This is a genomic window from Ruegeria sp. AD6 (genome assembly GCF_056542325.1).
This window is the reverse complement of sequence record NZ_JBQFZQ010000009.1, coordinates 1-24,094: the sequence shown is the minus strand read 5'-3', so window position 1 is coordinate 24,094 and position 24,094 is coordinate 1. Positions and strand designations below refer to the sequence as shown.

The following is a 24,094-nucleotide window of genomic DNA, read 5'->3' as shown; positions in this document are numbered from 1 at the left end:
CACGATCCGCACCGCCGGAACCGTGATCAGATGTCGAACTTCACGCCCTGCGCCAATGGCAGTTCAGCCGAATAATTCACGGTATTGGTCTGGCGTCGCATATAGGCTTTCCACGCGTCCGAGCCGCTTTCACGCCCGCCACCGGTTTCCTTCTCGCCCCCAAACGCGCCACCAATCTCGGCCCCGGATGGCCCGATATTCACGTTGGCGATGCCGCAATCCGATCCGGCTGCGGTCAGGAATTGCTCGGCCTCGCGCATGTTCAGCGTGAACACGCAGGAGGACAGGCCCTGCGGGACGTCGTTCTGCAAGTCCAGCGCGTGATCGAAATCGTCATAACCCATCACGTAAAGGATCGGGGCAAAGGTCTCGGTTTTGACCACGTCCGTCTGGCCCGGCATTTCCACGATTGCGGGTTCCATGTAGACACCGCCCGGCACCCCTTCGGTCACGCGTTGGCCACCAAACACGGTGCCGCCTTCGGACTCAGCCGCCTTCAGCGCGGCGGTCATTGCAGCGCCCGAGGCTTCATCCACCAAAGGCCCAACCAGCGTGCCTTCGGCGAGTGGATCGCCAATGGGCAGACCGGCATAGGCTTTCTTGAGGCGCGCAACCAGTTCATCCTTGATCGAGTTATGCACGATCAACCGCCGCAGCGTCGTGCACCGTTGCCCTGCGGTTCCAACAGCCGAGAACACAATCGCCCGCACGGCCATTTCCAGATCCGCCGAGGGGCCAACGATCATTGCATTATTGCCGCCAAGTTCCAGAATGCACTTGCCGAACCGCGCCGCGACGATGGGCGCAACCGCGCGGCCCATGCGGGTTGACCCGGTGGCCGAGATCACCGGAACATCCTCGCTTGCGACCAGCGCTTCGCCCAGCGCGGCCCCGCCGATCAGGGTTTGCAGCAGGTTGTCGGGTGCGTCGCCAAACCGGGCCAGTGCGCGTTCGAAAATCTTCTGACAGGCCATTGCCGTCAGCGGCGATTTTTCGGACGGTTTCCAGATCACCGGATCGCCGCAGACAATCGCCAGCGCTGCGTTCCACGACCAGACCGCAACCGGGAAATTGAAGGCCGAGATCACACCGACCGGCCCTGCCGGATGCCACGTCTCCATCATCCGGTGGCCGGGGCGTTCCGAGGCGATGGTCAGACCGTACAGCTGTCGCGAGAGGCCAACGGCAAAGTCGCAGATATCGATCATCTCCTGCACTTCGCCCAGACCTTCGGACGTAATCTTGCCCGCCTCCCAACTGACCAGCGCGCCCAGGTCGTCCTTGGCGGCGCGCAGTTCTTCGCCCAGCAGGCGGATCAACTCACCCCGGCGCGGGGCTGGCACGGTACGCCACGCTTTGAACGCGGTTTTGGCATTGGCAAAGATGGTCTCCACCTCGGAGGCCGGGGTTTCGTGCACTTCGGCCAGAACGCGCCCGTCAATTGGGGATTGCACCGTCAGCGTGCCGCCTGTCAGGTCTGCTGCGGTCAGGTCGAGGTTTGCCAGAGTGGTTTCTGCAGTCATCACAACATCTTTCATATCTCAGGCCGCCTTGTTCTGTGGGGTTACGTCACCGGCCCGATAGAGCCGGCCAAATTCGGTGTTCAGGAAATCGGACAGCTTCACCTGCTCTTGCCGGACAAACCCGGTCGAAGGCAGAACGCCGGTGCGCATCAGATCGACGACGCCCAGAACACCTGCGGCGGTGGTGACCTGAATGGCGCTCCAGACCTGTCCGTTGATCTCGCGGGCGAAGCTTTTGTTGATCAGGGATTTCTCGCGTAGCGCTCCGTCGATCATGCCTTTGGCCGTGCAATAAACCAACACCACATCCTGATCGGTACGCGGCAGGGCGGCTTCGAAAATCTCTTTCAACAGATCGCGGCGGCGTTCCAGCCCCAGATCGTGCAGCAGCAGTTTCAGGATATCACAATGGCCCGGATAACGGATCGAGCGATAGGAGACCGCCCGCGCCCTGCCCTCCAGCGTTTCCGGCAATGTCCCCAGCCCGCCCGAGGTATTGAAGCATTCGTATTCCACCCCGTCATGGCCCAGCACCTCATAGTCTTCCAGCGGCGCGGTCTTGACGCGTTCACCATTCACGATGGCATCGCAGGGATTGCAGTATTCGTTGATCAACCCGTCCGTGGACCATGTCAGATTGTATTTCAGCGCGTTGGTGGGGAAAAGCGGCAAGGCCCCCACCCGCATGTGCAGGCTGTCGATCTGATCGAACTCCGCCGCAAGAGACGCACCCGCGATGCCGACAAATCCTGGTGCCAGACCGCATTGCGGCATGAAGGCGGTTCGGCTTCCGTCGGCCAGTTCGCGAACGGCGTTGGTGGCCGCGACATCCTCGGTCAGGTCAAAGTAATGCGCGCCCGCCTGTTTGGCCGCTTTGGCAATGGTCGGGGTCAGAAAGAACGGGGCTGCTGAGATGACGGCGTCGAAGCCATCCAGCCCCTCGGCTAGCCCCTCAGCGTCTTTCGCATCGATCTGCTTGGTGGCCACGCCCAGCTTTGCAACCTCGCCCAGCGCTTTCAGATCGTGATCTGCGACGGTGACGCTGTAATTCGGTGATCCTTTCAGAAGCGTGGCGATCATCTGCCCGATCTTGCCAGCCCCCACGACGCAAACAGTCCAGGACATTGCGTGCCTCCTCTTTCTGGTTTTCCTTCAAGAGTGGCGCAGAGGATGGTCATTTCGCAGGGGGTATCTTGACGAAAAGCAGGTCATATTCGTCATTATGCCGAGATTTCCGTCATTATGGAAAGCCAAGGGTCTAACAGAAAAACGCCCCGGACCGCAGTCCGGAGAGTCTGATATCAATCCGTTGTTTGCCCGGGGTTGAACGCCGTCAGACGGTTGCGCCTTTCAGCCGGATCATCGTGCCGACGCTGCCTGCACAAACGCCAACCACGATAGCAATCATCAGCTCCAACGCTTCGACATGGGCGAACTGAAACCCGGCAAATACCAGGGTTTCGGCCACACCGACCAGACCGCCCAACATTGCGCCCAGCCACAGACGGCGGGTCATCATGCCAAGGGCGAGGCCAAGAATGCCCGGCAAGCTTAGGATATTGCCGCCGATGGTTCCCAGAATATCAAGCATATCTCGCCCCTTCTCAATCGGTCCGCGTGGACAGGAATGACCGGATTTCGTCGCTGTCGGCGGTTGCGTGCTGCTGCAACGGTGCTTTGCCTTCCAGTTCGGCCGTTACATCCTCGTAGGTCTCAAGGTAGTTGGGCGGCAGGCTGTGCGCGATGCCCTGATGGCAGTCGATGCAGGTCATGTTGTTGTCGATGGCGCGCTGATGCTCGGATGCGGCGCGGGTTTCCTGAATGGTGAAGTCCATATAGTCGAAGTTGTGGCAGTTCCGGCACTCGCGGCTGTCCGACGCCTTCATCTTCTTCCAGACCGCCGAGGCCATGGACAGACGGTGATCTTCGTATTTCTCAGGCGTGCTGATGGTCCCGGCCAACTCGTGATAGACATCCTTCACGGCCATGATCTTGGCCTTGATCTTGTGGTTCCATTCATGCGGAACGTGGCAGTCGGAACAAATCGCCCGCACGCCGGAGTGGTTGTTATAGTGAATGGTCTCGCGATATTCGCCCAGGTTGGTTTCCATCGTGTGGCACGAGACGCAGAATTCCTCGGTATTGGTCAGTTCCAGTGTCCAGTGGAACCCACCCCAGAACAGGATACCGGCCAGAAAACCCGCCAGAATCAGGAACCCGGAACTGAAGGCCACAGCCGGGGTCCAGATCCAGGACCAGAGGCGGCGGATCCAACCGCGTTTTTCAGGAGATGCTGCCATATTGGTGCTCCTTTATTTTCTTGTGGGTTGGATTAGTTGCCCGAGGACGGCTGAAACACGTTTTCGACCAGCGGCGGAGCATCCGCCTGCGGCACGTGGCACTGGTTGCAGAAATACCGGGTGCCCGCGATCTGATCCAACTCGCGCCCTTCGCGATCCAGATAGTGGGTCATCGACAGGGTCGGCGCGTTACGCTCACCCGCTTTGGTCCAGTCATGGCAGGACAGGCACTGATTGGTGCGGATGTCGATCTGGTACTGTTCGATCGAATGCGGGATCAGCGGCGGTTGCTGGCGATAGTTGCGCTGCATGCGCCCTTCGACATTCTTGTGGATCTGATCAAGCGGGATCAGCTCATCCACATCCGCACCCCGCAGCGTTTCCACCTGGGCTGACTGCGCAAGGGCAAACCCACTCAGGAGCAGGACGGGGATCAGGGCAATTCCACCTGTCACGATTGATATTTTCATCTTGGCACTCCCTTAATGAAGTCTGGCGGCGCGCGTCTCTGGCGCGGCAACTGGACGGATGGGTTTGGTGACGTGGTCGTCGAACCGGTGAGTAAAGTTGAAGACGTCGACCGCGCAGACATCTATGCAGCGGCCGCAATTGGTACAGTCGGGCGACAGGATCAGCGGGCTGGATCCCGGTTTGCCCTTGAGAGCGGGCGAGATCACCTGATTTTCGGGGCAGACCGCATAGCAATCCATGCAATCGTCACAGGCAACGCGGTTGTGGGCGCTGACCCGCAGCAGGCTTTTGGTGCCGATCAGGCCGTAGAACGCACCAACCGGACACAGGTGCCCACACCAGCCATGGCGCGAAACGAAAAGGTCAAAGACGAAGATGGCCGCAACCATGGCCCAGACAAAGCCCATGCCAAAGATCAATCCGCGATGCAGCATGGTGATCGGGTTCACCAGTTCCCACGCGATCACACCGCCCAGGCCCGAGACGATCAGGACGGTGGCCAGCACCCACAGGCGGGTTCCGCGTTTGGGTTGCCAGCCCTTGGGCAGGTCCAGCTTGCGGTGCAGCCAGTTGGCCGCGTCGGTCACCGGGTTGATCGGGCAGACCCACGAGCAGTAAACCCGGCCTCCGATCAGCGCATAGGCAACCAGCACGATCACCGCGCCGATCAGGGCCGTCAGTTCGGGCCAATGGCCTGCAATCAGACTCTGCATTAGAACAAACGGGTCGGTCAGCGGCAAGACGCCAAGGGTCAGCGACCCGGCCAACGTGCCCTGAATAATCCATATCCCGAACCATGGCCCCAGAAGGAACAGCGCCAGAAAGAACAGCTGGCTGCTACGGCGCAACAGCAGGAACCTATGCGCGCCGATCCAGCCCTTGGCCTCTACGGCCTCGCGCCCGACAGGCATATGGGTGCGCGCGCTCATTGCCCTGCCCCCGGTAAGGCGTATCCGGGCTCGAACCCGCCGGGTGCAGCCAGATTGTCAATCCCCGGTCCCGGCAGGCGATCGGGCAGATCGATCAGACCCTCGATCAAGGGGGCGCCCCTGGCCTCTTTCTCTTCCCAGCCTTTGCGATAGTGATCCGCGCTGCTGCCGCGCGCCAGTCGGGTGGGCAGGACCTTGATCGCCGCTTCGGGCAGAACGCAGCTTTTCTCACACACACCGCAGCCAGTGCAGCGATCAGCGTGCACCGTTGGAATGAACAGCGCATGGTGGCCCGAGCGGGTGTTATGCGCGGTTTCCAGCGTGATCGCCTCGTCAATGACGGGGCAGACCCGATAGCAGACATCGCAGCGCAGGCCGAGGAAGTTCAGGCAGTTCTCCTGATCGACCAGCACCGCAACGCCCATTTCGGCGTCGTCGATGTTTTGCAGACCCGGATCCAGCGCCCCTGTCGGGCAGGCCGCGACGCACGGAATGTCATCGCACATTTCACAAGGCACATCACGGGCAGTGAAATAGGGCGTGCCCGTCGCCGCAGCATCAGACCCTAATTCAGCCAGTTTCAGCGTATCGTAAGGACAATCCCGCACGCAGAGCCCACAGCGAATGCAGGCCGACAGAAACTCCTTTTCCGGCAGCGCGCCGGGCGGGCGCAACGCCTCGGCCGGCAGGGCACGGGCATCGCGGGCCAGCCACGCCAGCCCGAGCCCGGCGACTGCGCAGCCGCCCGCCGCCCGCGCCGAGTCCTGCAGGAACCGGCGCCGCTGCGGCGAAAGGGGTGTGTCGACAAGGGGATACATGGGGACGACCTTTGCGATCCTTGCCGGTTACGCGCGCTCGACCTTACAGGCGCATTTCTTGAAGTCGGTCTCTTTCGACAGCGGGCAGGTCGCGTCCAGCGTCAGCTTGTTGGTCAGCTGATGCTCGTCAAACCAGGGCATGAAGACCAGACCACGCGGCACCTTGTTGCGGCCACGGGTCTCGACCCGGCTTGTGACCTCGCCACGGCGAGTGGACAGCACGATTTCCTGCCCGCGCCGCAGACCACGATCCCGCGCGTCTTCGGGGTGCATGTAGACGACCGCATTCGGATAGGCGCGGTGCAGTTCCGGCACACGGCGGGTCATCGAACCCGAGTGCCAGTGCTCCAGAACCCGACCGGTGGACAGCCACAGATCATATTCTTCATCCGGCACCTCTGCAGCGGGTTCGAACGGCGCAAAGATGATCTTGGCCTTGCCATCCTTGTGACCATAGAATTCGACGCCCGCACCTTCGGACACATAAGGGTCATAGCCTTCGCGGAAGCGATACAGCGTTTCCTTGCCGTCCACGACCGGCCAGCGCATGCCGCGCGCCTGATGGTACATCTCGAACGGGGCCAGATCGTGCGCATGTCCGCGCCCAAACTCGGCATATTCTTCGAACAGACCTTTCTGAACGTAGAACCCGAAGTGTTCGGCATCGTCATTGTCGAAACCTTCGGCGGTTTCGGACAGCGGGAACTTGTCGACCTGACCGTTTGCGTAAAGCACGTCGAACATGGTCTTGCCGCGATGCTCGGGCATTTTGGCCAGCAGTTCCTCGCCCCAGACCTCTTCGACGGTGAAGCGTTTGGAGAATTCCATCAACTGCCACAGGTCCGATTTCGCCTCACCCGGCGCTTTCACCTGCTGCCGCCAGAACTGGGTGCGGCGTTCGGCGTTGCCATAGGCACCTTCCTTTTCCACCCACATGGCGGTGGGCAGGATCAGGTCGGCGGATACGGCAGTGACCGTCGGATAGGGATCGGACACGGTGATGAAGTTTTCCGGGTTGCGATAGCCTGGATAACCTTCCTCGTTGATATTCGGCGCGGCCTGCATGTTGTTGTTGCACTGCACCCAATAGGCGTTCAGGTCGCCGTCCTTGAGTTTGCGGTGCTGCAGAACGGCGTGGAAGCCGGGCTTGGGCGGAATGGTCCCTTCAGGGATATTCCACGCGGTTTCACAGATTTTCCGGTGCTCGTCATTGGCCACCACCATGTCGGCGGGCAGACGGTGGGCAAAGGTACCAACCTCGCGCGCTGTCCCGCATGCCGAGGGCTGACCTGTCAGCGAGAAGGGCGAGTTGCCGGGTTCGGAAATCTTGCCCACCAGCAAGTGGACGTTATACATCAGCGAGTTCACCCAGGACCCGCGGGTATGCTGGTTAAAGCCCATGGTCCACAGGCTCATGACCTTTCGGTTCGGGTCGGCATATTGCTTGGCCAGCTTCTCCAGCTTGTCGGCCGGAACGCCGGACAGTTCGGCGGTGTATTCCAGCGTATAGGGCTCGACCGCCTTGGCATATTCCTCAAAGCTGATCGGCTCGAGCTTGCCCGAGTTCGGGTTTTCAGCCTCTTGCTGTAGCGGGTTGTTGTCGCGCAGGCCGTAACCGATATCGGTCGCGGTCTTGGTGATGTTGACGTGGTTCTTGACGAACTCTTCGTTCACCGCGCCGGTCTGGATGATGTAGTTGGCGATATAGTTCAGGATCGCCAGATCGGTCTGCGGTTCGAACACGATGCCATTGTCGGCCAGTTCGAACGAGCGATGCTCGAAGGTCGACAGCACATGCACTTCGCAGCCCGGCTTGGTCAGGCGCGTGTCGGTCAGGCGCGACCACAGGATCGGGTGCATTTCCGCCATGTTCGAGCCCCACAGAACAAACGTATCCGCGTGTTCGAGGTCGTCATAGCAGCCCATCGGCTCGTCAATTCCGAAGGTGCGTATGAAACCCACCACGGCCGAGGCCATACAGTGCCGCGCATTGGGGTCGATATTGTTCGACCGGAAGCCAGCTTTCATCAGTTTCGAAGCGGCATAGCCTTCCCAAACCGTCCACTGACCCGAGCCGAACATGCCCACGCTGGTCGGGCCTTTCTTGGCCAGGGCCTCTTTCCATTTGGCGGCCATCACGTCAAAGGCTTCGTCCCAGCTGACCGGCTCGAACTCGCCATTCTTGTCGTATTCGCCATTGGTCTTGCGCAGCAGCGGCGTGGTCAGGCGGTCCTGACCGTACATGATCTTGGACAGGAAATAGCCCTTGATGCAGTTCAGGCCCCGGTTGACCGGCGCGTCCGGGTCGCCCTGCGTGGCAACCACGCGGCCATCCTTGGTGCCCACCAGAACCGAGCAGCCGGTGCCGCAGAACCGGCAGGCGGCCTTGTCCCAGCGGATATCGGGCGCAACGGCCTGTGCATTGGCCTGACCGGCAGCCATCGGGATACCGGCGGCCGAAGCGGTGGCGGCAGCGGCGGATGCCTTCAGGAATGTACGACGGGATTCAGAAACAGTCATTGGACGAGCCTCCTGCTGGTCGGTTGGCTTGGGGCATTGGGTTGGGGCGGGGATTCCGCCAGATCTTCGAAATGGTGATAGGTCAGCGTCAGTGAAATCACGCCGGGGATCTGATGCAGATCCATGATCGTCTCGGATGCCAATCGGTCGGACGTATCTTCGACGACAACAACGAAACGGCCATCTTCGGCTTCGGCATGAACCTCGACGCCATCGGTTTCGGTCATGGTTGCACGGGCTGATGCGGTTCGATCCGCAGCCACGTGAACAAGGCAACCGCAAATGTTCATTGGATGACCTCTGGTTTGGGTGTTTGAGGGCGTTCAAGCGCGACCGCGCCGACCGGGCAGGCCGAGGCGCAGGCGGCGCAGCCGATGCAACTGTCCTGATCCAGTACGGGTTCCGCACGCCCGCCCAGTTGCAACTGGAAACGGATCGCGCGCGCATCGCAACTGTCCTGACACACACGGCAACTGATGCCCTTCATTGACAGGCACGTGGTCGCCTGTACAGCGGCGCGCCATGGCCAGTCAGGCACGCGATCAACCTGCAGCGCGTCGGTTTCGCAGACCTCGGCGCAGCCTGCACAAAAGGTGCAGGCACCGGCATTCAGTTCAAGGATCGGGTATCCGTCGGCGCCTTTGGACAAAATCCCTTCGGGGCAAGCGGTTATGCAATCCCCGCACGCGGAACAGGCATCCACAAAGCCAGATTCCACCGCACCCGGAGGACGAATCGCGTCCTTATCCTCGCGAAGTGCGCGTGCGCTGAGAAACGCGCGTCTTGTGGTCATCTGGCTCATGGGCTGGCGACCGTGTCCTGGACAATGTCAAACGTATCAGCCGTGCTAACAGTTTTCAAACTTACCGAATTTGACACAGGTCAATTTTCACGCGGCAAAACAAATAATCTCATTAAGAATCATGTTTTGGCGCTGGACGACCGGATTACCCCGGCGGCCTCGTCCGCCAGCATCGGCCAGGCGGTGGTTTCGGACTGGTACAAAAAGACCTCGCGCGTTTCCGGCAGATCAACGATTTTTCGGAACTTGAGATCGGATGAGACAAGCCGAGTCGCGGCCTGAGGCAATAGCGTGCCCCAGCTGCCGGTGCTGACCATGGCCAACAGGGAATGGGTGTTGTGAACGGTGACATCGATCCTGGCCAGATGGTCCTGAATGCGCCGCGACTGTATCTGATCGCAGAGCGCATTGCGCAGAAACGGGCTGCGAAACACGTCACCGATGGTGATCGGTCCAGAGACCGAGGCCAGCGGGTGATGATCCGACATCACCAACCCGAACGGGTCCTGAAACAGCGGCGCAACTTTGGTGCCTTTCACCGGCCTTTTGGACGAGGCGATCCCGATATCCGCCCAGCCCTGCCCGATGGCATCCAGAACCTGCTCGGTATCGGTGTCCCGCAACTCGATCTTCACCCCCGGATGGTGGTCGGTGAAATGGCGCACAAGGGGCGGAAAGACCAATGCCGCCATTGACGGTACTGCCGCAATCCGCAGCAGGCCTTGCGGCGCGCGGGTCAGCATGTCGATGGTTTCCAGCGTCGAATCGAACTGCCGCAACTGGCTTTGGCCCAGTTGAAGCACATGGGCACCCAAATCCGTCAGGCGGTTTTTGCGCTCTCCGACAAACAAGGGGCGGCCCAGATGCGCCTCAAGCTGTTTCAGCGTCATGGAAACCGCAGATTGCGTACGGCCCAGCCGGTCTGCCGCATCCGCCAGATTGCCCGTTTCCGCCACCGTGCAGAAGCATCGCAACATCTCGATCTTGATCGCCATATTTCAATTTTCCTGAAGTTTTCTCAAGAAATTTGAGTTTGACTGATGTTTTGCCCCATGTCCATCATCCCGCAACCTTGCTCAAACCCTTCCCGAGGCTTTCCGTGACCCACAAGAACCTTATCGCTGGCGAATGGCTGGCGGGTGATACCGAGATTGAAAACCGCAACCCGTCGGATGTAACCGACCTGATCGGCCTGTACGCTCAGGCGACATCGGATCAGCTGGACGCCACCCTGACCCGCGCCCGCGCGGCTCAGGCCGAATGGGCGGCTTATGGGCTGGAGCGGAAACAGGCCGTGCTGAACGCCATCGGCACCGAAATGATGTCCCGCGCAGAAGAGCTGGGCACATTGCTGAGCCGTGAAGAAGGCAAACCGCTGGCCGAGGGCAAGGGCGAAGTCTATCGCGCCGGTCAGTTCTTCACCTACTACGCCGCCGAATGCCTGCGCCAGATCGGGGAAAACGCCGATTCCGTGCGCCCAGATATTGAGATTGACGTGCGCCGCGAGCCCGTAGGCACCGTTGCGATCATAAGCCCCTGGAACTTCCCGACCGCGACCGCCTCGTGGAAGATCGCGCCTGCGCTGTGCTATGGCAACGCGGTCGTATGGAAACCGGCGAATGTGACCCCGGCATCGGCGGTCGCGCTGACCGAGATCATCGCGCGGCAGGATATCCCCAAAGGTCTGTTCAGCCTGATCATGGGTTCGGGCGGCACGATTGGTCAGCGTCTGGTGGAAAGCCCGCTGATCGACGCGATTTCCTTCACCGGCTCGGTTCCCGTGGGCAAGGGGATCGCCGCCGCTGCAATCCAGAACCTGACCAAAGTGCAGATGGAGATGGGGTCCAAGAACGCGCTGGCGGTTATGGACGATGCCGATCTGGATCTGGCCGTCACGCTGGCACTGGGCGGGGCCTTTGGTGGCACAGGACAGAAATGCACTGCCTCATCCCGGCTGGTGGTCCACGCCAACATCCATGATGCATTTGTCGAGAAACTGGTCGCCGGTGCGCAGGCGATGAAGGTTGGCCACGCGCTGGAAGAGGGCGTACAGATGGGGCCCGTCGTCAGCCAGCAGCAGTTGAACGAAAATCTGGCCTATGTCGATCTGGGCAAATCCGAAGGGGCCGAGCTGGCCTGTGGCGGCGCAGGTCTGGATATGCCGCATGACGGGTTCTACATGAGCCCCGGCGTGTTCCTGAACACCACCAATGACATGGCGATAAACCGTGAAGAGATGTTCGCCCCCCTGACCAGCGTCATCAAGGTCGGCAGCTATGACGAGGCGCTGAGCGTGGTCAACGACACCAATTTCGGCCTGACCTCGGGCATCGTGACCCGCTCGCTGGCGCGGGCCACGCATTTCCGCCGCAATGCGCGCACCGGTGTGGTCACGGTGAACCTGCCGACAGCGGGCACCGACTATCACGTGCCGTTTGGCGGGCGCGGCGACAGTTCCTACGGACCGCGCGAACAAGGCAAGGCCGCGGCCGAGTTCTACACCACGGTCAAAACCGCCTACTTAAGCGCAGGCCCCGTCTGATGCGGCCCACCCTCAGAATAGACGGGCTGCAATATGCCAACTGGTCGGAAAAGATTTTCCGGCAGCTTCGCGAAGGCGGGGTCGATGCGATCCACGTCACCATCGCCTACCATGAGAGCTTTCGCGAAACCGTCCTGAACTTCGAACGCTGGAACCGCTGGTTCGAGCAGTATCCGGATCTGATCATGAAGGGGCTGACCGCCGCAGATATCGACCGCGCCCGTGCAACCGGGCGCACGGCGGTGTTCTTCGGCTTCCAGAACCCCTCACCCATCGAAGACGATATTGGCCTGGTGGAAATCGTGCACACCTTGGGCGCGCGGTTCATGCAGCTGACCTATAACAACCAGTCCCTTCTGGCGACCGGCTGTTATGAGGCCGAAGACACCGGCCTTACCCGAATGGGCAAGCAGGTCGTGCGCGAAATGAACCGCGTGGGGCTGGTGATCGACATGAGCCATTCCGGGGATCGCTCGACCATCGAAGCCGCCGATCATTCCACCCGCCCCATCGCCATCACCCACGCCAACCCCCACGACTGGCATCCTGCTTTGCGCAACAAGCGCGACGATGTCATCCGTGCAGTGACAGAAAATGGCGGCATGTTCGGCTTTTCGATCTACCCTCATCACCTGAAGGGCGGCTCGGGCTGCTCGCTGCAGGAGTTCTGCGAGATGATCGCGCGCACGGCGGACAGGTTTGGCATCGAGCATTTGGGGATCGGCACGGATCTGTGTCAGGATCAGCCCGACAGCATTGTGGAATGGATGCGCGTGGGACGGTGGAGCAAAGAGATCGACTATGGCGAAGGCTCGGCCGCTGCGCCGGGGTTTCCGCCCATGCCAGACTGGTTCCGGGACAATCGCGACTTTGGCAACATCGAATCCGGCCTGCGCGCAACCGGCATGGATGACTCGGATGTCGCCGCCGTGATGGGCGGCAACTGGTATCGCTTCTTCGCTGAAAATTTCACGTCGCAGGTGCAACCAGATGGCTGAGCTGCGCCCACCCGAGAAGATCATGACTCTGGAACGGCTGGGGTCGCTGCATCAATGCCGGCTCAGCTTCATGCGGCAACTGACGCGCCGGATGGCTCGGGAAAGCTGGGAATTCTCGCGCCCGGTTTTTGACATCGACGCACAGGGCGTCGGCCACGCAGTCTATACCGCGCAAGGGCCGGAATGCGCCTATTCGCTGGTGGCATTCGCCCATGATCTGCCGGACCACATGCGCTCGGACCGGGTGATTGCGACCGCATGGGACACGACATTCACCCTGTTTGACGGCGTGCCCGAGCCCCATGACATCGAGCGCCTGTCGCAAAACGTGCCCCTGCAAGAAGCGGGCCGGGTCACTGAACGTGAGATTTCGGTCAGCCGCGCCAACCGCTCGGTCCGGTTGTGGGAACATGTGGTGGACTGCCTGTCCAATGGCCGCCAGCCGGATGCGAACCAGCTTGAGGCGGTCGGGTATCTGATGCGCACTACCGCTGTTTACGGCTCGGGCAAGCTGGGGGCCGCCGACCGCGAGGTGATTGCCAACCGACCCGAGATGCAGTCGCCGTTTCAGGCCGAGATGCTGTCGGTCTACCTGACCCGCTGGTTCGTACGCGATCTGGTCGAGCATATGGCACAGGTGCGCGGCGGCGACAGGGCCGCGCGTTTGGACGAAGGTCTTGCGCGGCAGATCGGCATCGGCAATTCGACCGGGCTGGGCATGGCCCCCTATCTGGTCAACCATCCGGTTTTGCTGAACAATTGGATTGTGGCCCGCGAAACCGCCATTGCGCGGGTGCGCGACCTGCCCGCCTCGCCTGAACAGATCGACCTGTTTCGCGATCTGGTCAACAGGTGCGAACAGCTTGTGGCGACATGGCGATCTGAACACCCAATCCAGATCGTCAAGCTTCAGCACCTGACGGACGATCTGGCCGCGCTTGGGTCTTATTTGGAAGATACAGGGCTGTCGGGCGCGACGCCTTGGAATAATCTCATGATTTGGACGGACCAAACGCTCAGCGCTGAAGGGCAAGAGCTTGTCGCCTCCTTGATTCTGGAGCCGCATGGCGATCTGGTCGATGATCTGGCGACCACAATGTCCGATCACAGCGGGCCCTTTGTGCTGGATGGGTCCATGCCTGTGGCTGAGGTGTCCAACCTGTTGCGTCGGAATTTCGGCCCCTTGCTGGATCGGGACTGGACCGCGCCCGAGAACTGCGCAAGGGCGTGGTATATCTCGGAAGAGAAGCTGGAACCAAGGTTAGGCGAACGGTTCGAGGAACCGATAGAAGCCTACGAACAACCGCTGGCCCCGGCCCGTGATGCCACGGCAGCGTTGGCCGTGCTTGTAACAGCGGACCCGCACAGCCCGGTGGCAGACACCCTCGCCCACCACCCCGAACATCGCCAAAGCGTCCGGCGCGCCCAGATCACACGCTCAGCGCCCTATGGCGAGATCCGCTCGAACACGATCGGGGCCGACGTGGTGCCGATTGACATGCTGCGCGCCAAACTGTCCTTTTTTGGCGTAACCCGGTTTGATCCCCGCTCGGACCGGTGGGTGCGCGTGGTCATGTATGCCGGGGCCCCTTATCCGCCCGATCTGACGCCGGACAATGCCGACCTGTGGGTCTATCCCGAGCCGTCCGCATGACCCTGTCGTTGAATGAGGTGGAAACCATCGCCAAGCGGGCGACCCGTGGGGCGGGCCAACCCTGGGGGCTGGCGGACGAGGCGGCAAAGGCCTGCCGCTGGTTGTGCGCTCAGGGTCTGGACGGGGTCGGTGCCCTGACCACTGATCTGGAGACCGGTGCGCAAACACTGATCAAGGGCGTGTCCCTGTCGGATCGAGCGCGCGTTCTGTCCACCGAAGCGGTTACCCTACCGGGTGTCAGAACTCCGCTTATGATCCTGCCGTTTGCAGCCAACGCCGCCCGCCTGATCAAAGCGTGTGTCACTGTGAAATGCGGCGGCGTGGTGGCGGTGACAGATGGCAGGTCACTGGAGTTGGCGCAGGGATTTCCAGACCGGTCCGAGACCGTAACCATCGCAAGCGGCGGCGTTTTGACCACAGCCCGCACCCATGCAACCCGCGCCGCGCCACTGCCGCGCGATTGGCAGGCACTGAACGCGCTGGCCCATCGAACCTATGCCCCGGCGACCGAGGAAAGCCGAGCGCGCGGCGCAGGTGCCGGGACAACTGACAATGACTGACCGAGTGAGTTGATGATGCAAACCAAGACCCTGACACTGGCTGAAATCGAAGATCTGGCCCTGCGCGCATTGGTGGCCGCTGGCACGTCCGAGGCCAACGCCCGACCCCTGGCTGTTGCCACCGCCGCAACCGAAGCCGATGGCGTTGCCAGCCACGGGCTGGCCTATATCCCGATCTATTGCGAGCATGTGCAATGCGGCAAGGTGGATGGGCAGGCCACACCGGTTGTGGACCAGCCACGTCCGGGCGTGATCGCAGTTGACGCCGCCACCGGCTTTGCCCATTCGGCCATCGATGCAGGGTTCGAAAAACTGATCCCTTTGGCCAAGGAACACGGGATTGCCGCGCTTGCCATCAAGAACAGCTATAATTGCGGGGTTCTGGGCTATCACACCTACCGGCTGGCACAGGCCGGGATGCTGGGGCTGGGCTTTACCAACGCGCCCGCGTCAATTGCGCCGTCGGGTGGAGCGAAGCCAGTAGTCGGGACCAATCCGTTCTCTGTCGCTGCACCCGGCCCGGACGGCCAGCCCGCTTTGCTGATCGACCAATCCGCCAGCACAATCGCCAAATCCGAGGTGATGAAGCACGCGCGCGAAGGCAAACCAATCCCCGTAGGTTGGGCGCTGGACAGCGAGGGAAATCCGACAACAGACCCTAATGTGGGGCTCAAAGGCTCGATGGCCCCGTCAGGCGGGTATAAAGGCGTCGGAGTTTCGCTGCTGACCGAAGTGCTGGCTGCCGCAATGACCGGCGCGACCCTGGGGATCGACGCGTCGCCTTTCTCGGGCACCGCAGGCGGTCCGCCGCGCACCGGCCAGATGTTCCTTGCCATTGATCCGGGTGCGACTTCCGGTGGGGCGTTTGCCAACCGGATTGAAGCGCTGGTCCACGCCATCCGCGCGCAGGATGGCGCGCATCTGCCCGGCGATGGCCGTCATGCGAAACGCCGCAACGCTGCCGAGCAGGGCGTCGCGGTGAATCAGGCGACATTGGATCGGATCGAAGCCATTCTTGCGTGAACAAACGCGGATGCCTGACCCTTGATTGTTATCGCGCGCAAAGATTATGTAAAGATAGCGCAAATCAAGACAGCTCTCCGGGTGCAGGCAGGGTAGAATGACCAAAATCAGGAATATGGAAGAATTCGCGGCCCTCAGCGGAATATCCCGGCCGACCGTTTCCAAATACTTCCATGATCCTGACAGCGTCCGCCCAACCACCCGCGCCCGCATCGAGGAAGCATTAGAGAGGTTCGACTACCGCCCCAATATCTTCGCGATCAATCAGAACCGGAAACTGACCAAGAATATCGGCATCGTCGTCCCCTACCTTGCCGACCCGTTCTTTGCCGAGATCGCACGCTATCTGGAACAAAGCTGCATCGCCGCAGGCTATCGGCCTTCGCTGTTCAGCTCGCATGGCGAACAGAAACTTGAGGTCGAGATTCTGGACAGCCTGCGCTCGCTGAAACCGGCGGGCGTGTTGCTTGCGCCCTTGGGGCGCGACTCGGACCGGTCGGCGATTGAAAAGTTCTGCAAGAACGTGCCGACGGTCCTGTTCGACAGCAATATCGAGGGGCTGGGTGCGGCCTTTATCGGATCAGACAATTTCAGCTTTGTCTCGCAGACCGTGGAATACATGACCCGCACAGGTGAGCCGCCTTCGTTCTTCGAGATGCGGACACCCGCAAACCCCAACGCCAACAAGCGGCGCAAGGCCTATGTCGAGGTGATGGAGCGTCTGGGGTTCGACCCCCATGTGATCAGGATCGACGGCGAAGGCTGGGCATTTGAAGAGATCGGGCATCGGGGCGCTTTGAAAGTTCTGGAGGACGGCGCGCTGAAAACAAACTCGGTTCTGTGCAGCAATGACCGCCTGGCAATCGGGTTTCTTGCCGCCTGTTACGAACAGGGGATTCGGGTTGGTCGCAAAGACGATTGCAGCTTGAGAGTCGCCTCGAACGACGATCATCCCTTTGCAAAATTCACCTGCCCGTCTTTGACCACGGCGGCGCATGACTATGACAATGTCGCGGGACGCAGTGTCGAAACACTGTTCGAACTCATTGAAAGTGGGGGGAAATTTGACAGCCGAAGGGAAACCCTGTTCCCGGCCCGGCTTGTATTGCGGGAGTCCGCGTGATCGCCAAACTTTAACGCGCGTAAAGTTTTTATTGACGCCGCGATAATTTACAGACTACCCTTCCTGCATGACATCCAAGCTCAGGGAGGACAGGGATGTATTTTAAGAACGCACTTCGTGCGGCGACTGCACTGACTTTCGTCGCCACGGCCGCGGCCCATGCGCAAACCATAACGATCGCCACCGTCAACAATGGCGACATGATCCGGATGCAGGGCTACACCGACAATTTCACCGAAGCGACCGGCATTGATGTGGAATGGGTGACGCTGGAAGAAAACGTGCTGCGTCAGCGCGTAACCACGGACATCACCACCAAGGGTGGCCAGTTCGACATCATGACAATCGGCATGTACGAAACGCCCATCTGGGGCGCAAATGGCTGGCTGGTGCCGCTGGATGGCATGTCCGATGACTACGATGTGGGCGACCTGCTGCCCGCCATGGCAGGCGGGCTGAGCAATGACGGCACGCTTTATGCCGCGCCGTTTTATGGCGAAAGCTCGATGATCATGTATCGCACCGACCTGATGGAGGCTGCCGGTCTGGAAATGCCCGAAGCGCCCACCTGGCAATTCATCCGCGAAGCTGCGGCGGCGATGACGGACCGGGACAATGACATCAACGGCATCTGCCTGCGCGGTAAGGCGGGCTGGGGTGAAGGCGGTGCCTTTATCACCGTAACCGGGAACTCATTCGGTGCGCGCTGGTTCGATGAAAACTGGAAGCCCCAGTTCGATCAGCCCGAGTGGAAAGAAGCACTGACATTCTTTGTCGATATGATGAATGAATCCGGTCCTGCGGGTTATGCCACCAACGGATTCAACGAAAACCTGTCACTGTTCCAGCAGGGCAAGTGCGGGATGTGGATCGACGCGACCGTTGCCGCATCATTCGTGACCAACCCCGACGATTCAACCGTGGCGGACAAGGTCGGCTTTGCGCTGGCACCAAATTCAGAAGGCGTCGACAAACGCGCCAACTGGCTCTGGGCCTGGGCACTGGCCATTCCGGCTGGCACGCAGCAGGAAGACGCCGCGAAGCAATTTATCGAATGGGCGACCTCGAAAGACTATATCGAGCTGGTGGCCGAGAACGAAGGCTGGGCCAATGTGCCTCCGGGTGCGCGGACCTCGCTTTATGAAAACGACAACTACAAGGACATCCCTTTCGCGCAGATGACGCTGAAGTCGATCCTTGCGGCGGATCCGCAGAACTGCTGTGCCCAGCCGACGCCCTATACCGGCATCCAGTTTGTCGCCATTCCTGAGTTTGCAGGCATCGCCACACAAGTCAGCCAGGAATTCTCGGCCGTTTATGCCGGTCAGCAAACCGTGGACGAAGCCCTTGCCAAAGCGCAGGCCTTTACCACCGAAGAGATGGAAGCCGCAGGGTACTGAGGCCTCCCTCCCAGTGGGGGACAGGTGCCTGTCCCCCGCTCCCCACTTTCACAACTCGTGTTTTTCTCGCAGGCTAGCCCTATGCCTGAACAGAGAGGTCTTGCGCCATGGCAACCCAACATTCCCGATCCGTTGCCCGCCTGATGATGGCACCCGCAGTGGTCCTGCTGCTTGGCTGGATGCTCGTGCCTCTGACGATGACCCTGTATTTCTCCTTCAAGAAATACCTGCCCCTGCGCGGTGGTGATCTGGGTTGGGTCGGGTTCGACAACTACATCCGGTTCGTTTCCTCCAGTTCTTTCTGGCCTGCGGTTCAGGCGACGCTTTTGATTGTCGGCGGCGTGTTGGTGATCACGGTCATTCTGGGAGTTCTGCTGGCGATGCTGTTGGACCAGCCGATGTGGGGGCAAGGCGTTGTCCGTATTCTGGTGATCGCGCCCTTCTTTGTGATGCCCACCGTCTCCGCTTTGGTCTGGAAGAACATGTTCATGGATCCGGTGAACGGCCTGTTGGCGCATCTGTGGCGCTTTTTCGGGGCCGAGCCGATTTCATGGCTGTCCGAGGCTTCGATGACCTCGATCATCATGATCGTCTCATGGCAATGGCTGCCCTTTGCAACGCTGATCCTGCTGACCGCGATCCAGTCGCTGGACAGTGAGCAGCTGGAAGCGGCTGAAATGGACGGTGCGCCGGTGCTGAAACGCTTTTACCACATCGTCCTGCCGCATCTCAGCCGCGCGATCACCATCGTGATCCTGATCCAGACGATCTTTCTGCTGTCGATCTTCGCCGAGATTTTCGTGACCACCGGCGGCGCGTTCGGCACCCGCACACTCACCTACCTGATTTTCCAGCGCGTGCTGGAAAGCCAGAACGTTGGCCTCGGATCAGCCGGAGGTGTCTACGCCATCATCCTTGCCAATATCGTTGCCATCTTCCTGATGCGTATCGTCGGCAAAAACCTGGACGCGTGAGGAGGTAAGACCATGGCCCGCGCCGTCACACCCCGCCGTAAAACACTGAACACCGCCCTTGCCTGGGCTGTTGGGTTGCTGATCTTCTTCCCGATCCTGTGGACCATCCTGACCAGTTTCAAGACCGAGGCGCAGGCAATTGCCAGCCCGCCCCTGTTTCTGAACTTCAACTGGACGCTGGAGAACTATGCCATCGTGCAGGAACGCTCGGATTACATGCGGTTCCTGTGGAACTCGGTCATCATCGCGGGGGGTTCAACCATTCTGGGCGTGATCATTGCGGTGCCCGCCGCGTGGGCGATGGCCTTTGTTCCGTCCAAGCGCACGAAGGACATCCTGCTGTGGATGCTGTCCACCAAGATGCTGCCTGCGGTCGGCGTTCTGTATCCGATCTACCTGCTGTTCATCCGGCTGGGTCTTCTGGATACTCGCGGGGGGCTGGTCGTTGTTCTGATGTTGATCAACCTGCCGATCATCGTCTGGATGCTGTATACCTATTTCCGCGAAATTCCGGGTGAGATTCTGGAAGCTGCGCGGATGGACGGGGCAACGTTGAAAGAGGAAATCCTCTATGTCCTGACTCCCATGGCCATTCCCGGCATCGCCTCGACCGTGTTGCTGAACTTCATCCTGGCGTGGAACGAGGCATTCTGGACCCTCAACCTGACCGCCGTCGATGCCGCGCCTCTGACCGCCTTCATCGCCAGCTATTCCAGCCCCGAGGGTCTGTTCTTTGCCAAGCTAAGCGCAGCCTCGACCATGGCGATTGCACCAATCCTGATCCTTGGCTGGTTCAGCCAGAAACAACTTGTCCGCGGCCTGACTTTCGGCGCTGTGAAATAAGGAAGACGACGTATGGGACGTATCCAACTCAAGTCAGTGACCAAAAGCTTCGGCGACGTTCAGGTCATTCCCCCGCTGGACCTGACCATCGAGGATGGCGAGTTCACCGTCTTCGTCGGCCCGTCGGGGTGCGGTAAATCCACTCTGTTGCGCCTGATTGCGGGGCTGGAGGATATCACCAGCGGTTCCATCGACATCGACGGATCTGACGCCACCGATGTACCGCCAGCCAAGCGCGGCTTGGCGATGGTGTTCCAGTCCTATGCGCTCTACCCGCATATGACCGTGCGCAAGAACATCGCGTTCCCGTTGCGCATGGCCAAGCTGGATCAGGCCGAGATCGACAAGCGCGTCGAAGGCGCGGCGGGCGTTCTGAACCTGACCGACTATCTGGACCGCCGCCCCGGGCAGTTGTCCGGCGGTCAGCGCCAGCGGGTCGCGATCGGTCGAGCGATTGTGCGGGAACCGGCGGCGTTCCTATTCGATGAACCGCTGTCGAACCTCGACGCAGCGTTGCGTGTGGGAATGCGGCTTGAGATTAGCGAATTGCACGAGCGCCTTGCGACCACGATGATCTACGTAACCCATGATCAGGTCGAAGCGATGACCATGGCGGACAAGATCGTCGTGCTGCAAGCAGGCGTTATCGAGCAGGTCGGCTCTCCACTGGAACTCTATCGAACCCCGCGCAACCTGTTCGTCGCGGGCTTCATCGGCTCACCCAAGATGAACTTCATCGAAGGGGACGAGGCCGCAAAACACGGCGCGCAGACCATCGGCATTCGTCCGGAACACATCGCAGTGTCCGATACCGAAGGCACATGGTCCGGCGTTGTCGGCGTGTCGGAACATCTTGGGTCCGACACGTTCTTCCACATCCACGAAACCGGTCTGGCCGAAACCATCACCGTCCGCGCGGATGGCGAGGTCGGGTTCCGCCACGGGGATCGCATCCACCTGACCCCACGCGCCGACGTCATTCACCGGTTTGATCAACAGGGGCTGCGGATCGAATGACGCGCCTGAAGGGCAAAACCGCGCTGATTACGGGGGCCGCCCGCGGGATCGGGCTGGCTTTTGCCCAAGCCTATGTGGCCGAGGGCGCTCAGGTGGCCATTGCCGATATCGACATTGCCCGCGCCAACGATGCGGCCGTACAGATTGGATCAGCGGCCATGGCGGTGGAAATGGATGTCACCGATCAGGCCAGTATTGAGACCGCAATTGACCAAACCGCCGACCGGTTCGGTCCTATCGACATTCTGATCAACAACGCAGCCATCTTTACCGCCGCCCCAGTCACCGAGATTGATCGCGCCGACTACCAGCGCGTCTTTGACATCAACGTGGCGGGCACGCTGTTCACGCTGCAGGCGGTGGCGAGGCACATGATCAAAAACAACGTCAAAGGCCGGATCATCAATATGGCCTCACAAGCCGGACGGCGCGGGGAATCCCTGGTCGCCGTCTATTGCGCCAGCAAGGCTGCGGTGATCTCGCTGACTCAATCCGCAGGGCTGAACCTGATCCAACACGGGATCAACGTAAACGCCATCGCCCCCGGGGTTGTGGACGGTGAACATTGGGACGGTGTCGATGCCTTCTTCGCCAGATACGAAGGCAAAGCGCCCGGCCAGAAAAAGCGCGAGGTTGCGGCGGCGGTCCCCTATGGTCGCATGGGCCACGCCGGGGATCTGACCGGCATGGCCGTCTTTCTGGCCTCGGACGAGGCCGAGTACATCGTGGCCCAAACCTATAACGTCGATGGCGGAAACTGGATGAGCTGATGGACCCGCGCTCGGAAACACATATGCCGATCAAACTGCGCCGATCTGCCTTGGCAGATCTGCCGGTCGAGGTCAAAACCCCTCGGTACAGGCCCGAAGACCTAACACCGGGCATTGTGCATATCGGTTTGGGCAATTTCCACCGGGCCCATCAGGCCTGGTACATCCATCAACTGATGCAAATGGGCCGGGCGAATGACTGGGCGATCATCGGCGCGGGCGTAAGACCCTATGACGCCGAGATGCGTGAAAAGCTGATGGCCCAGGATTGCCTGACAACCCTGATCGAGCTCGACCCTTCGGGAATCTCGGCCGAGGTCATCGCCCCGATGATCGACTATGTGCCAATTGAAGAGGGGAACAGTGCTCTGATCCGACGGATGTCGGATCCGGCGATCCGCATCGTGTCGCTGACGGTGACGGAAGGCGGTTACTATCAAGACCCTAATACAGGCGATTTCGACACAATACATGACGATATCCAACATGACGCGCAGAACCCAAACCAACCCCGGACGGTGTTCGGAGCGCTCGTCGCGGCCCTGAAACACCGCCGGGACGCCGGGACGCGCCCGTTCACCGCGCTGAGTTGCGACAACCTCAAGGGCAATGGCGCAATACTCAGGTCCTGCGTCATTGGGCTGGCCCAATTGTCGGACCCGGATCTTGCCGATTGGATCGACCAACAGGGCGCTTTTCCGGATTCGATGGTGGATTGCATCGTCCCGGTCACCCGGGATCAGGTCATTTCAATGTGTCACGATCTGGGGGTCGATGACAAAGCCCCGGTCACCCACGAACGGTTTCGCCAATGGGTCATTGAGGACGCGTTTTGTGCAGGCCGACCACCATTGGAAGAGGTCGGTGTTACCATAACAAACGACGTTCATACCTATGAGGCCATGAAGCTCAGAATCCTGAATGGTGGCCACCAATTGCTTGCCAATGTCGGAGAGATATTAAGCGTTCCGACAATTGCAGATTGCATGAAAGATCCTGATCTTGCCGGTTTTTTCCGGAAAGTCCAGTCAGAGTGCATTGTGCCCCATGTCAAACCGGTCCCCGGCCTCACCCCCACTGAATACCTGACTCTGATCGGGCGCCGCTTTGCAAACCCAACCATCCAGGACACAACGCGCCGCGTTGCCTTTGACGGATCCTCTCGCCACCCCGAGTTCCTGTTGCCGTCCCTTCTGGACGCGCTTGGGGAAGGTGCGTCAATTTCGGGTTTGGCCCTTGCCGAAGCATTCTGGTGCCGAATGTGCGCGGGCACTCGGGAAAACGGAACCCAAATTCAAGCCAACGACCCCCTGTGGGACGAATTGCAACGGGCGGCAATTGCCGCCAAAGACGACCCAAAGGCGTGGATTGTTAAAACCGGTTTGTACGGTCAGGTCGGCTTGAACGAACGTTTCGCTCAGGAATTTTCAGGTTGGCTTTCCGAGATTTGGCAGAACGGAGCCCGGGATGTACTAAAAAGGTACCTTTGAGAAAGCCTGGAAGCCCCCAAAAAACTCAAGGCCAAATGCTGTAACTCTTTTAGGTTTTGCCTTTTGTTCAAATGCGTTGAGAACCCAATTACCATCTGGGGCTGCCGCTAAAGGTTTGACACTGTGAACCTTTGGTTAAACAGGTCTACGGGCTATCTTTTTGGATCGCTTGGGTCATTTAAGTTGGTTTCGGGCGTATGATTTGCACCTTTGGCCTTCAGGTTATGGTTTGAAGGGACAGTGGCCGCAGTGGGGCCGCGAAAGCCCTGATAACGACGAGGTGAAGACGTTAAGCAATTGATCCAGTGGATCAATTGTAGTCTGAACGGGCTGGGTT

At 60.2% G+C, this 24,094-nt stretch carries 23 protein-coding genes; 12 read left to right on the top strand and 11 right to left on the bottom strand.

Annotated features, from left to right (window positions below; translation table 11 throughout):
- Positions 1-26: 26 nt before the first annotated feature.
- From amaB to ACR0KJ_RS16200, 11 genes are all read right to left on the bottom strand, one after another.
- Positions 27-1,523, bottom strand: a complete 1,497-nt coding sequence (gene amaB / locus ACR0KJ_RS16250) for an L-piperidine-6-carboxylate dehydrogenase (RefSeq protein ID WP_480627157.1) — start codon at positions 1,521-1,523, stop codon at positions 27-29.
- Positions 1,524-1,541: 18 nt separating this feature from the next.
- A complete protein-coding gene (locus ACR0KJ_RS16245; protein WP_170624794.1) occupies positions 1,542-2,648 on the bottom strand; it encodes a saccharopine dehydrogenase NADP-binding domain-containing protein in 1,107 nt (368 codons plus the stop codon).
- A gap of 208 nt (positions 2,649-2,856) precedes the next feature.
- Positions 2,857-3,114 (bottom strand): hypothetical protein, encoded by a 258-nt coding sequence (locus tag ACR0KJ_RS16240; protein WP_170455933.1) that lies wholly within the window; start codon positions 3,112-3,114, stop codon positions 2,857-2,859.
- A 13-nt stretch (positions 3,115-3,127) separates the two neighbouring features.
- Entirely contained in the window at positions 3,128-3,823 is a 696-nt protein-coding gene (locus ACR0KJ_RS16235) for a NapC/NirT family cytochrome c (RefSeq protein WP_170455934.1), read from the bottom strand.
- Positions 3,824-3,855: 32 nt separating this feature from the next.
- The gene (locus tag ACR0KJ_RS16230) at positions 3,856-4,293 is read right to left on the bottom strand and encodes a nitrate reductase cytochrome c-type subunit (protein WP_170455936.1); all 438 of its coding nucleotides are present in this window, start codon (positions 4,291-4,293) and stop codon (positions 3,856-3,858) included.
- A gap of 12 nt (positions 4,294-4,305) precedes the next feature.
- Positions 4,306-5,223, bottom strand: a complete 918-nt coding sequence (napH, locus tag ACR0KJ_RS16225; RefSeq protein WP_480627156.1) for a quinol dehydrogenase ferredoxin subunit NapH — start codon at positions 5,221-5,223, stop codon at positions 4,306-4,308.
- Complete coding sequence (napG, locus tag ACR0KJ_RS16220; RefSeq protein WP_480627155.1) at positions 5,220-6,041, bottom strand: ferredoxin-type protein NapG; 822 nt, start codon at positions 6,039-6,041, stop codon at positions 5,220-5,222. The genes napH and napG overlap by 4 nt, the downstream gene beginning before the upstream one ends.
- Positions 6,042-6,068: 27 nt before the next feature.
- On the bottom strand, positions 6,069-8,561 hold the full coding sequence (gene napA, locus ACR0KJ_RS16215; RefSeq protein ID WP_480627154.1) for a nitrate reductase catalytic subunit NapA: 2,493 nt from the start codon (positions 8,559-8,561) through the stop codon (positions 6,069-6,071).
- The gene (locus ACR0KJ_RS16210) at positions 8,558-8,851 is read right to left on the bottom strand and encodes a chaperone NapD (protein ID WP_170455944.1); all 294 of its coding nucleotides are present in this window, start codon (positions 8,849-8,851) and stop codon (positions 8,558-8,560) included. The genes napA and ACR0KJ_RS16210 overlap by 4 nt, the downstream gene beginning before the upstream one ends.
- On the bottom strand, positions 8,848-9,363 hold the full coding sequence (gene napF / locus ACR0KJ_RS16205; protein WP_480627153.1) for a ferredoxin-type protein NapF: 516 nt from the start codon (positions 9,361-9,363) through the stop codon (positions 8,848-8,850). The genes ACR0KJ_RS16210 and napF overlap by 4 nt, the downstream gene beginning before the upstream one ends.
- 119 nt (positions 9,364-9,482) lie before the next feature.
- Positions 9,483-10,358 carry a LysR family transcriptional regulator gene (locus ACR0KJ_RS16200; protein ID WP_480627152.1) on the bottom strand — a complete coding sequence of 292 codons (876 nt, stop codon included), beginning with the start codon at positions 10,356-10,358 and terminating at the stop codon, positions 9,483-9,485.
- Between the two features lie 104 nt (positions 10,359-10,462).
- Here ACR0KJ_RS16200 and ACR0KJ_RS16195 point away from each other — a divergent pair, with 104 nt between their 5' ends.
- The 12 genes from ACR0KJ_RS16195 (at position 10,463) to ACR0KJ_RS16140 (ending at position 23,757) form a co-directional block, all read left to right on the top strand.
- Positions 10,463-11,905 carry an aldehyde dehydrogenase family protein gene (locus tag ACR0KJ_RS16195; RefSeq protein WP_480627151.1) on the top strand — a complete coding sequence of 481 codons (1,443 nt, stop codon included), beginning with the start codon at positions 10,463-10,465 and terminating at the stop codon, positions 11,903-11,905.
- Positions 11,905-12,903 (top strand): membrane dipeptidase, encoded by a 999-nt coding sequence (locus ACR0KJ_RS16190; protein ID WP_170624797.1) that lies wholly within the window; start codon positions 11,905-11,907, stop codon positions 12,901-12,903. Before ACR0KJ_RS16195 ends, ACR0KJ_RS16190 begins: the two co-directional genes overlap by 1 nt.
- Positions 12,896-14,557, top strand: a complete 1,662-nt coding sequence (locus tag ACR0KJ_RS16185) for a hypothetical protein (RefSeq protein ID WP_480627150.1) — start codon at positions 12,896-12,898, stop codon at positions 14,555-14,557. Before ACR0KJ_RS16190 ends, ACR0KJ_RS16185 begins: the two co-directional genes overlap by 8 nt.
- Complete coding sequence (locus tag ACR0KJ_RS16180; protein ID WP_480627149.1) at positions 14,554-15,117, top strand: DUF3726 domain-containing protein; 564 nt, start codon at positions 14,554-14,556, stop codon at positions 15,115-15,117. The genes ACR0KJ_RS16185 and ACR0KJ_RS16180 overlap by 4 nt, the downstream gene beginning before the upstream one ends.
- A 12-nt stretch (positions 15,118-15,129) precedes the next feature.
- Positions 15,130-16,140 (top strand): Ldh family oxidoreductase, encoded by a 1,011-nt coding sequence (locus tag ACR0KJ_RS16175; protein ID WP_480627148.1) that lies wholly within the window; start codon positions 15,130-15,132, stop codon positions 16,138-16,140.
- A 97-nt stretch (positions 16,141-16,237) separates the two neighbouring features.
- Entirely contained in the window at positions 16,238-17,263 is a 1,026-nt protein-coding gene (locus ACR0KJ_RS16170) for a LacI family DNA-binding transcriptional regulator (protein ID WP_170455962.1), read from the top strand.
- Positions 17,264-17,358: 95 nt separating this feature from the next.
- Positions 17,359-18,663, top strand: coding sequence for an ABC transporter substrate-binding protein (locus ACR0KJ_RS16165; RefSeq protein ID WP_170455965.1), 1,305 nt, complete (start codon positions 17,359-17,361; stop codon positions 18,661-18,663).
- A gap of 107 nt (positions 18,664-18,770) precedes the next feature.
- Positions 18,771-19,637 (top strand): carbohydrate ABC transporter permease, encoded by an 867-nt coding sequence (locus ACR0KJ_RS16160; RefSeq protein ID WP_170455967.1) that lies wholly within the window; start codon positions 18,771-18,773, stop codon positions 19,635-19,637.
- 12 nt (positions 19,638-19,649) lie between these two features.
- A complete protein-coding gene (locus tag ACR0KJ_RS16155; protein ID WP_170455969.1) occupies positions 19,650-20,480 on the top strand; it encodes a carbohydrate ABC transporter permease in 831 nt (276 codons plus the stop codon).
- Positions 20,481-20,492: 12 nt separating this feature from the next.
- Positions 20,493-21,497 carry an ABC transporter ATP-binding protein gene (locus ACR0KJ_RS16150; protein WP_170455971.1) on the top strand — a complete coding sequence of 335 codons (1,005 nt, stop codon included), beginning with the start codon at positions 20,493-20,495 and terminating at the stop codon, positions 21,495-21,497.
- Positions 21,494-22,267 (top strand): L-iditol 2-dehydrogenase, encoded by a 774-nt coding sequence (locus ACR0KJ_RS16145; RefSeq protein WP_480627147.1) that lies wholly within the window; start codon positions 21,494-21,496, stop codon positions 22,265-22,267. The genes ACR0KJ_RS16150 and ACR0KJ_RS16145 overlap by 4 nt, the downstream gene beginning before the upstream one ends.
- The gene (locus ACR0KJ_RS16140) at positions 22,267-23,757 is read left to right on the top strand and encodes a mannitol dehydrogenase family protein (protein ID WP_480627146.1); all 1,491 of its coding nucleotides are present in this window, start codon (positions 22,267-22,269) and stop codon (positions 23,755-23,757) included. The genes ACR0KJ_RS16145 and ACR0KJ_RS16140 overlap by 1 nt, the downstream gene beginning before the upstream one ends.
- Positions 23,758-24,094: the final 337 nt, after the last annotated feature.

Bases quoted from the DNA above. Each gene is read 5' to 3' on its own strand.
- ACR0KJ_RS16185 (WP_480627150.1), top strand. From the start codon at position 12,896: ATGGCTGAGCTGCGCCCACCCGAGAAGATCATGACTCTGGAACGGCTG.
- ACR0KJ_RS16150 (WP_170455971.1), top strand. From the start codon at position 20,493: ATGGGACGTATCCAACTCAAGTCAGTGACCAAAAGCTTCGGCGACGTT.
- ACR0KJ_RS16170 (WP_170455962.1), top strand. From the start codon at position 16,238: ATGACCAAAATCAGGAATATGGAAGAATTCGCGGCCCTCAGCGGAATA.
- napF (WP_480627153.1), bottom strand. From the start codon at position 9,363: ATGAGCCAGATGACCACAAGACGCGCGTTTCTCAGCGCACGCGCACTT.
- ACR0KJ_RS16165 (WP_170455965.1), top strand. From the start codon at position 17,359: ATGTATTTTAAGAACGCACTTCGTGCGGCGACTGCACTGACTTTCGTC.
- napA (WP_480627154.1), bottom strand. From the start codon at position 8,561: ATGACTGTTTCTGAATCCCGTCGTACATTCCTGAAGGCATCCGCCGCT.
- ACR0KJ_RS16235 (WP_170455934.1), bottom strand. From the start codon at position 3,823: ATGGCAGCATCTCCTGAAAAACGCGGTTGGATCCGCCGCCTCTGGTCC.
- ACR0KJ_RS16180 (WP_480627149.1), top strand. From the start codon at position 14,554: ATGACCCTGTCGTTGAATGAGGTGGAAACCATCGCCAAGCGGGCGACC.
- ACR0KJ_RS16200 (WP_480627152.1), bottom strand. From the start codon at position 10,358: ATGGCGATCAAGATCGAGATGTTGCGATGCTTCTGCACGGTGGCGGAA.
- ACR0KJ_RS16190 (WP_170624797.1), top strand. From the start codon at position 11,905: ATGCGGCCCACCCTCAGAATAGACGGGCTGCAATATGCCAACTGGTCG.
- ACR0KJ_RS16230 (WP_170455936.1), bottom strand. From the start codon at position 4,293: ATGAAAATATCAATCGTGACAGGTGGAATTGCCCTGATCCCCGTCCTG.
- amaB (WP_480627157.1), bottom strand. From the start codon at position 1,523: ATGACTGCAGAAACCACTCTGGCAAACCTCGACCTGACCGCAGCAGAC.
- ACR0KJ_RS16145 (WP_480627147.1), top strand. From the start codon at position 21,494: ATGACGCGCCTGAAGGGCAAAACCGCGCTGATTACGGGGGCCGCCCGC.
- ACR0KJ_RS16245 (WP_170624794.1), bottom strand. From the start codon at position 2,648: ATGTCCTGGACTGTTTGCGTCGTGGGGGCTGGCAAGATCGGGCAGATG.
- ACR0KJ_RS16240 (WP_170455933.1), bottom strand. From the start codon at position 3,114: ATGCTTGATATTCTGGGAACCATCGGCGGCAATATCCTAAGCTTGCCG.
- ACR0KJ_RS16175 (WP_480627148.1), top strand. From the start codon at position 15,130: ATGATGCAAACCAAGACCCTGACACTGGCTGAAATCGAAGATCTGGCC.
- ACR0KJ_RS16155 (WP_170455969.1), top strand. From the start codon at position 19,650: ATGGCCCGCGCCGTCACACCCCGCCGTAAAACACTGAACACCGCCCTT.
- ACR0KJ_RS16160 (WP_170455967.1), top strand. From the start codon at position 18,771: ATGGCAACCCAACATTCCCGATCCGTTGCCCGCCTGATGATGGCACCC.
- ACR0KJ_RS16140 (WP_480627146.1), top strand. From the start codon at position 22,267: ATGGACCCGCGCTCGGAAACACATATGCCGATCAAACTGCGCCGATCT.
- napG (WP_480627155.1), bottom strand. From the start codon at position 6,041: ATGTATCCCCTTGTCGACACACCCCTTTCGCCGCAGCGGCGCCGGTTC.
- ACR0KJ_RS16210 (WP_170455944.1), bottom strand. From the start codon at position 8,851: ATGAACATTTGCGGTTGCCTTGTTCACGTGGCTGCGGATCGAACCGCA.
- napH (WP_480627156.1), bottom strand. From the start codon at position 5,223: ATGAGCGCGCGCACCCATATGCCTGTCGGGCGCGAGGCCGTAGAGGCC.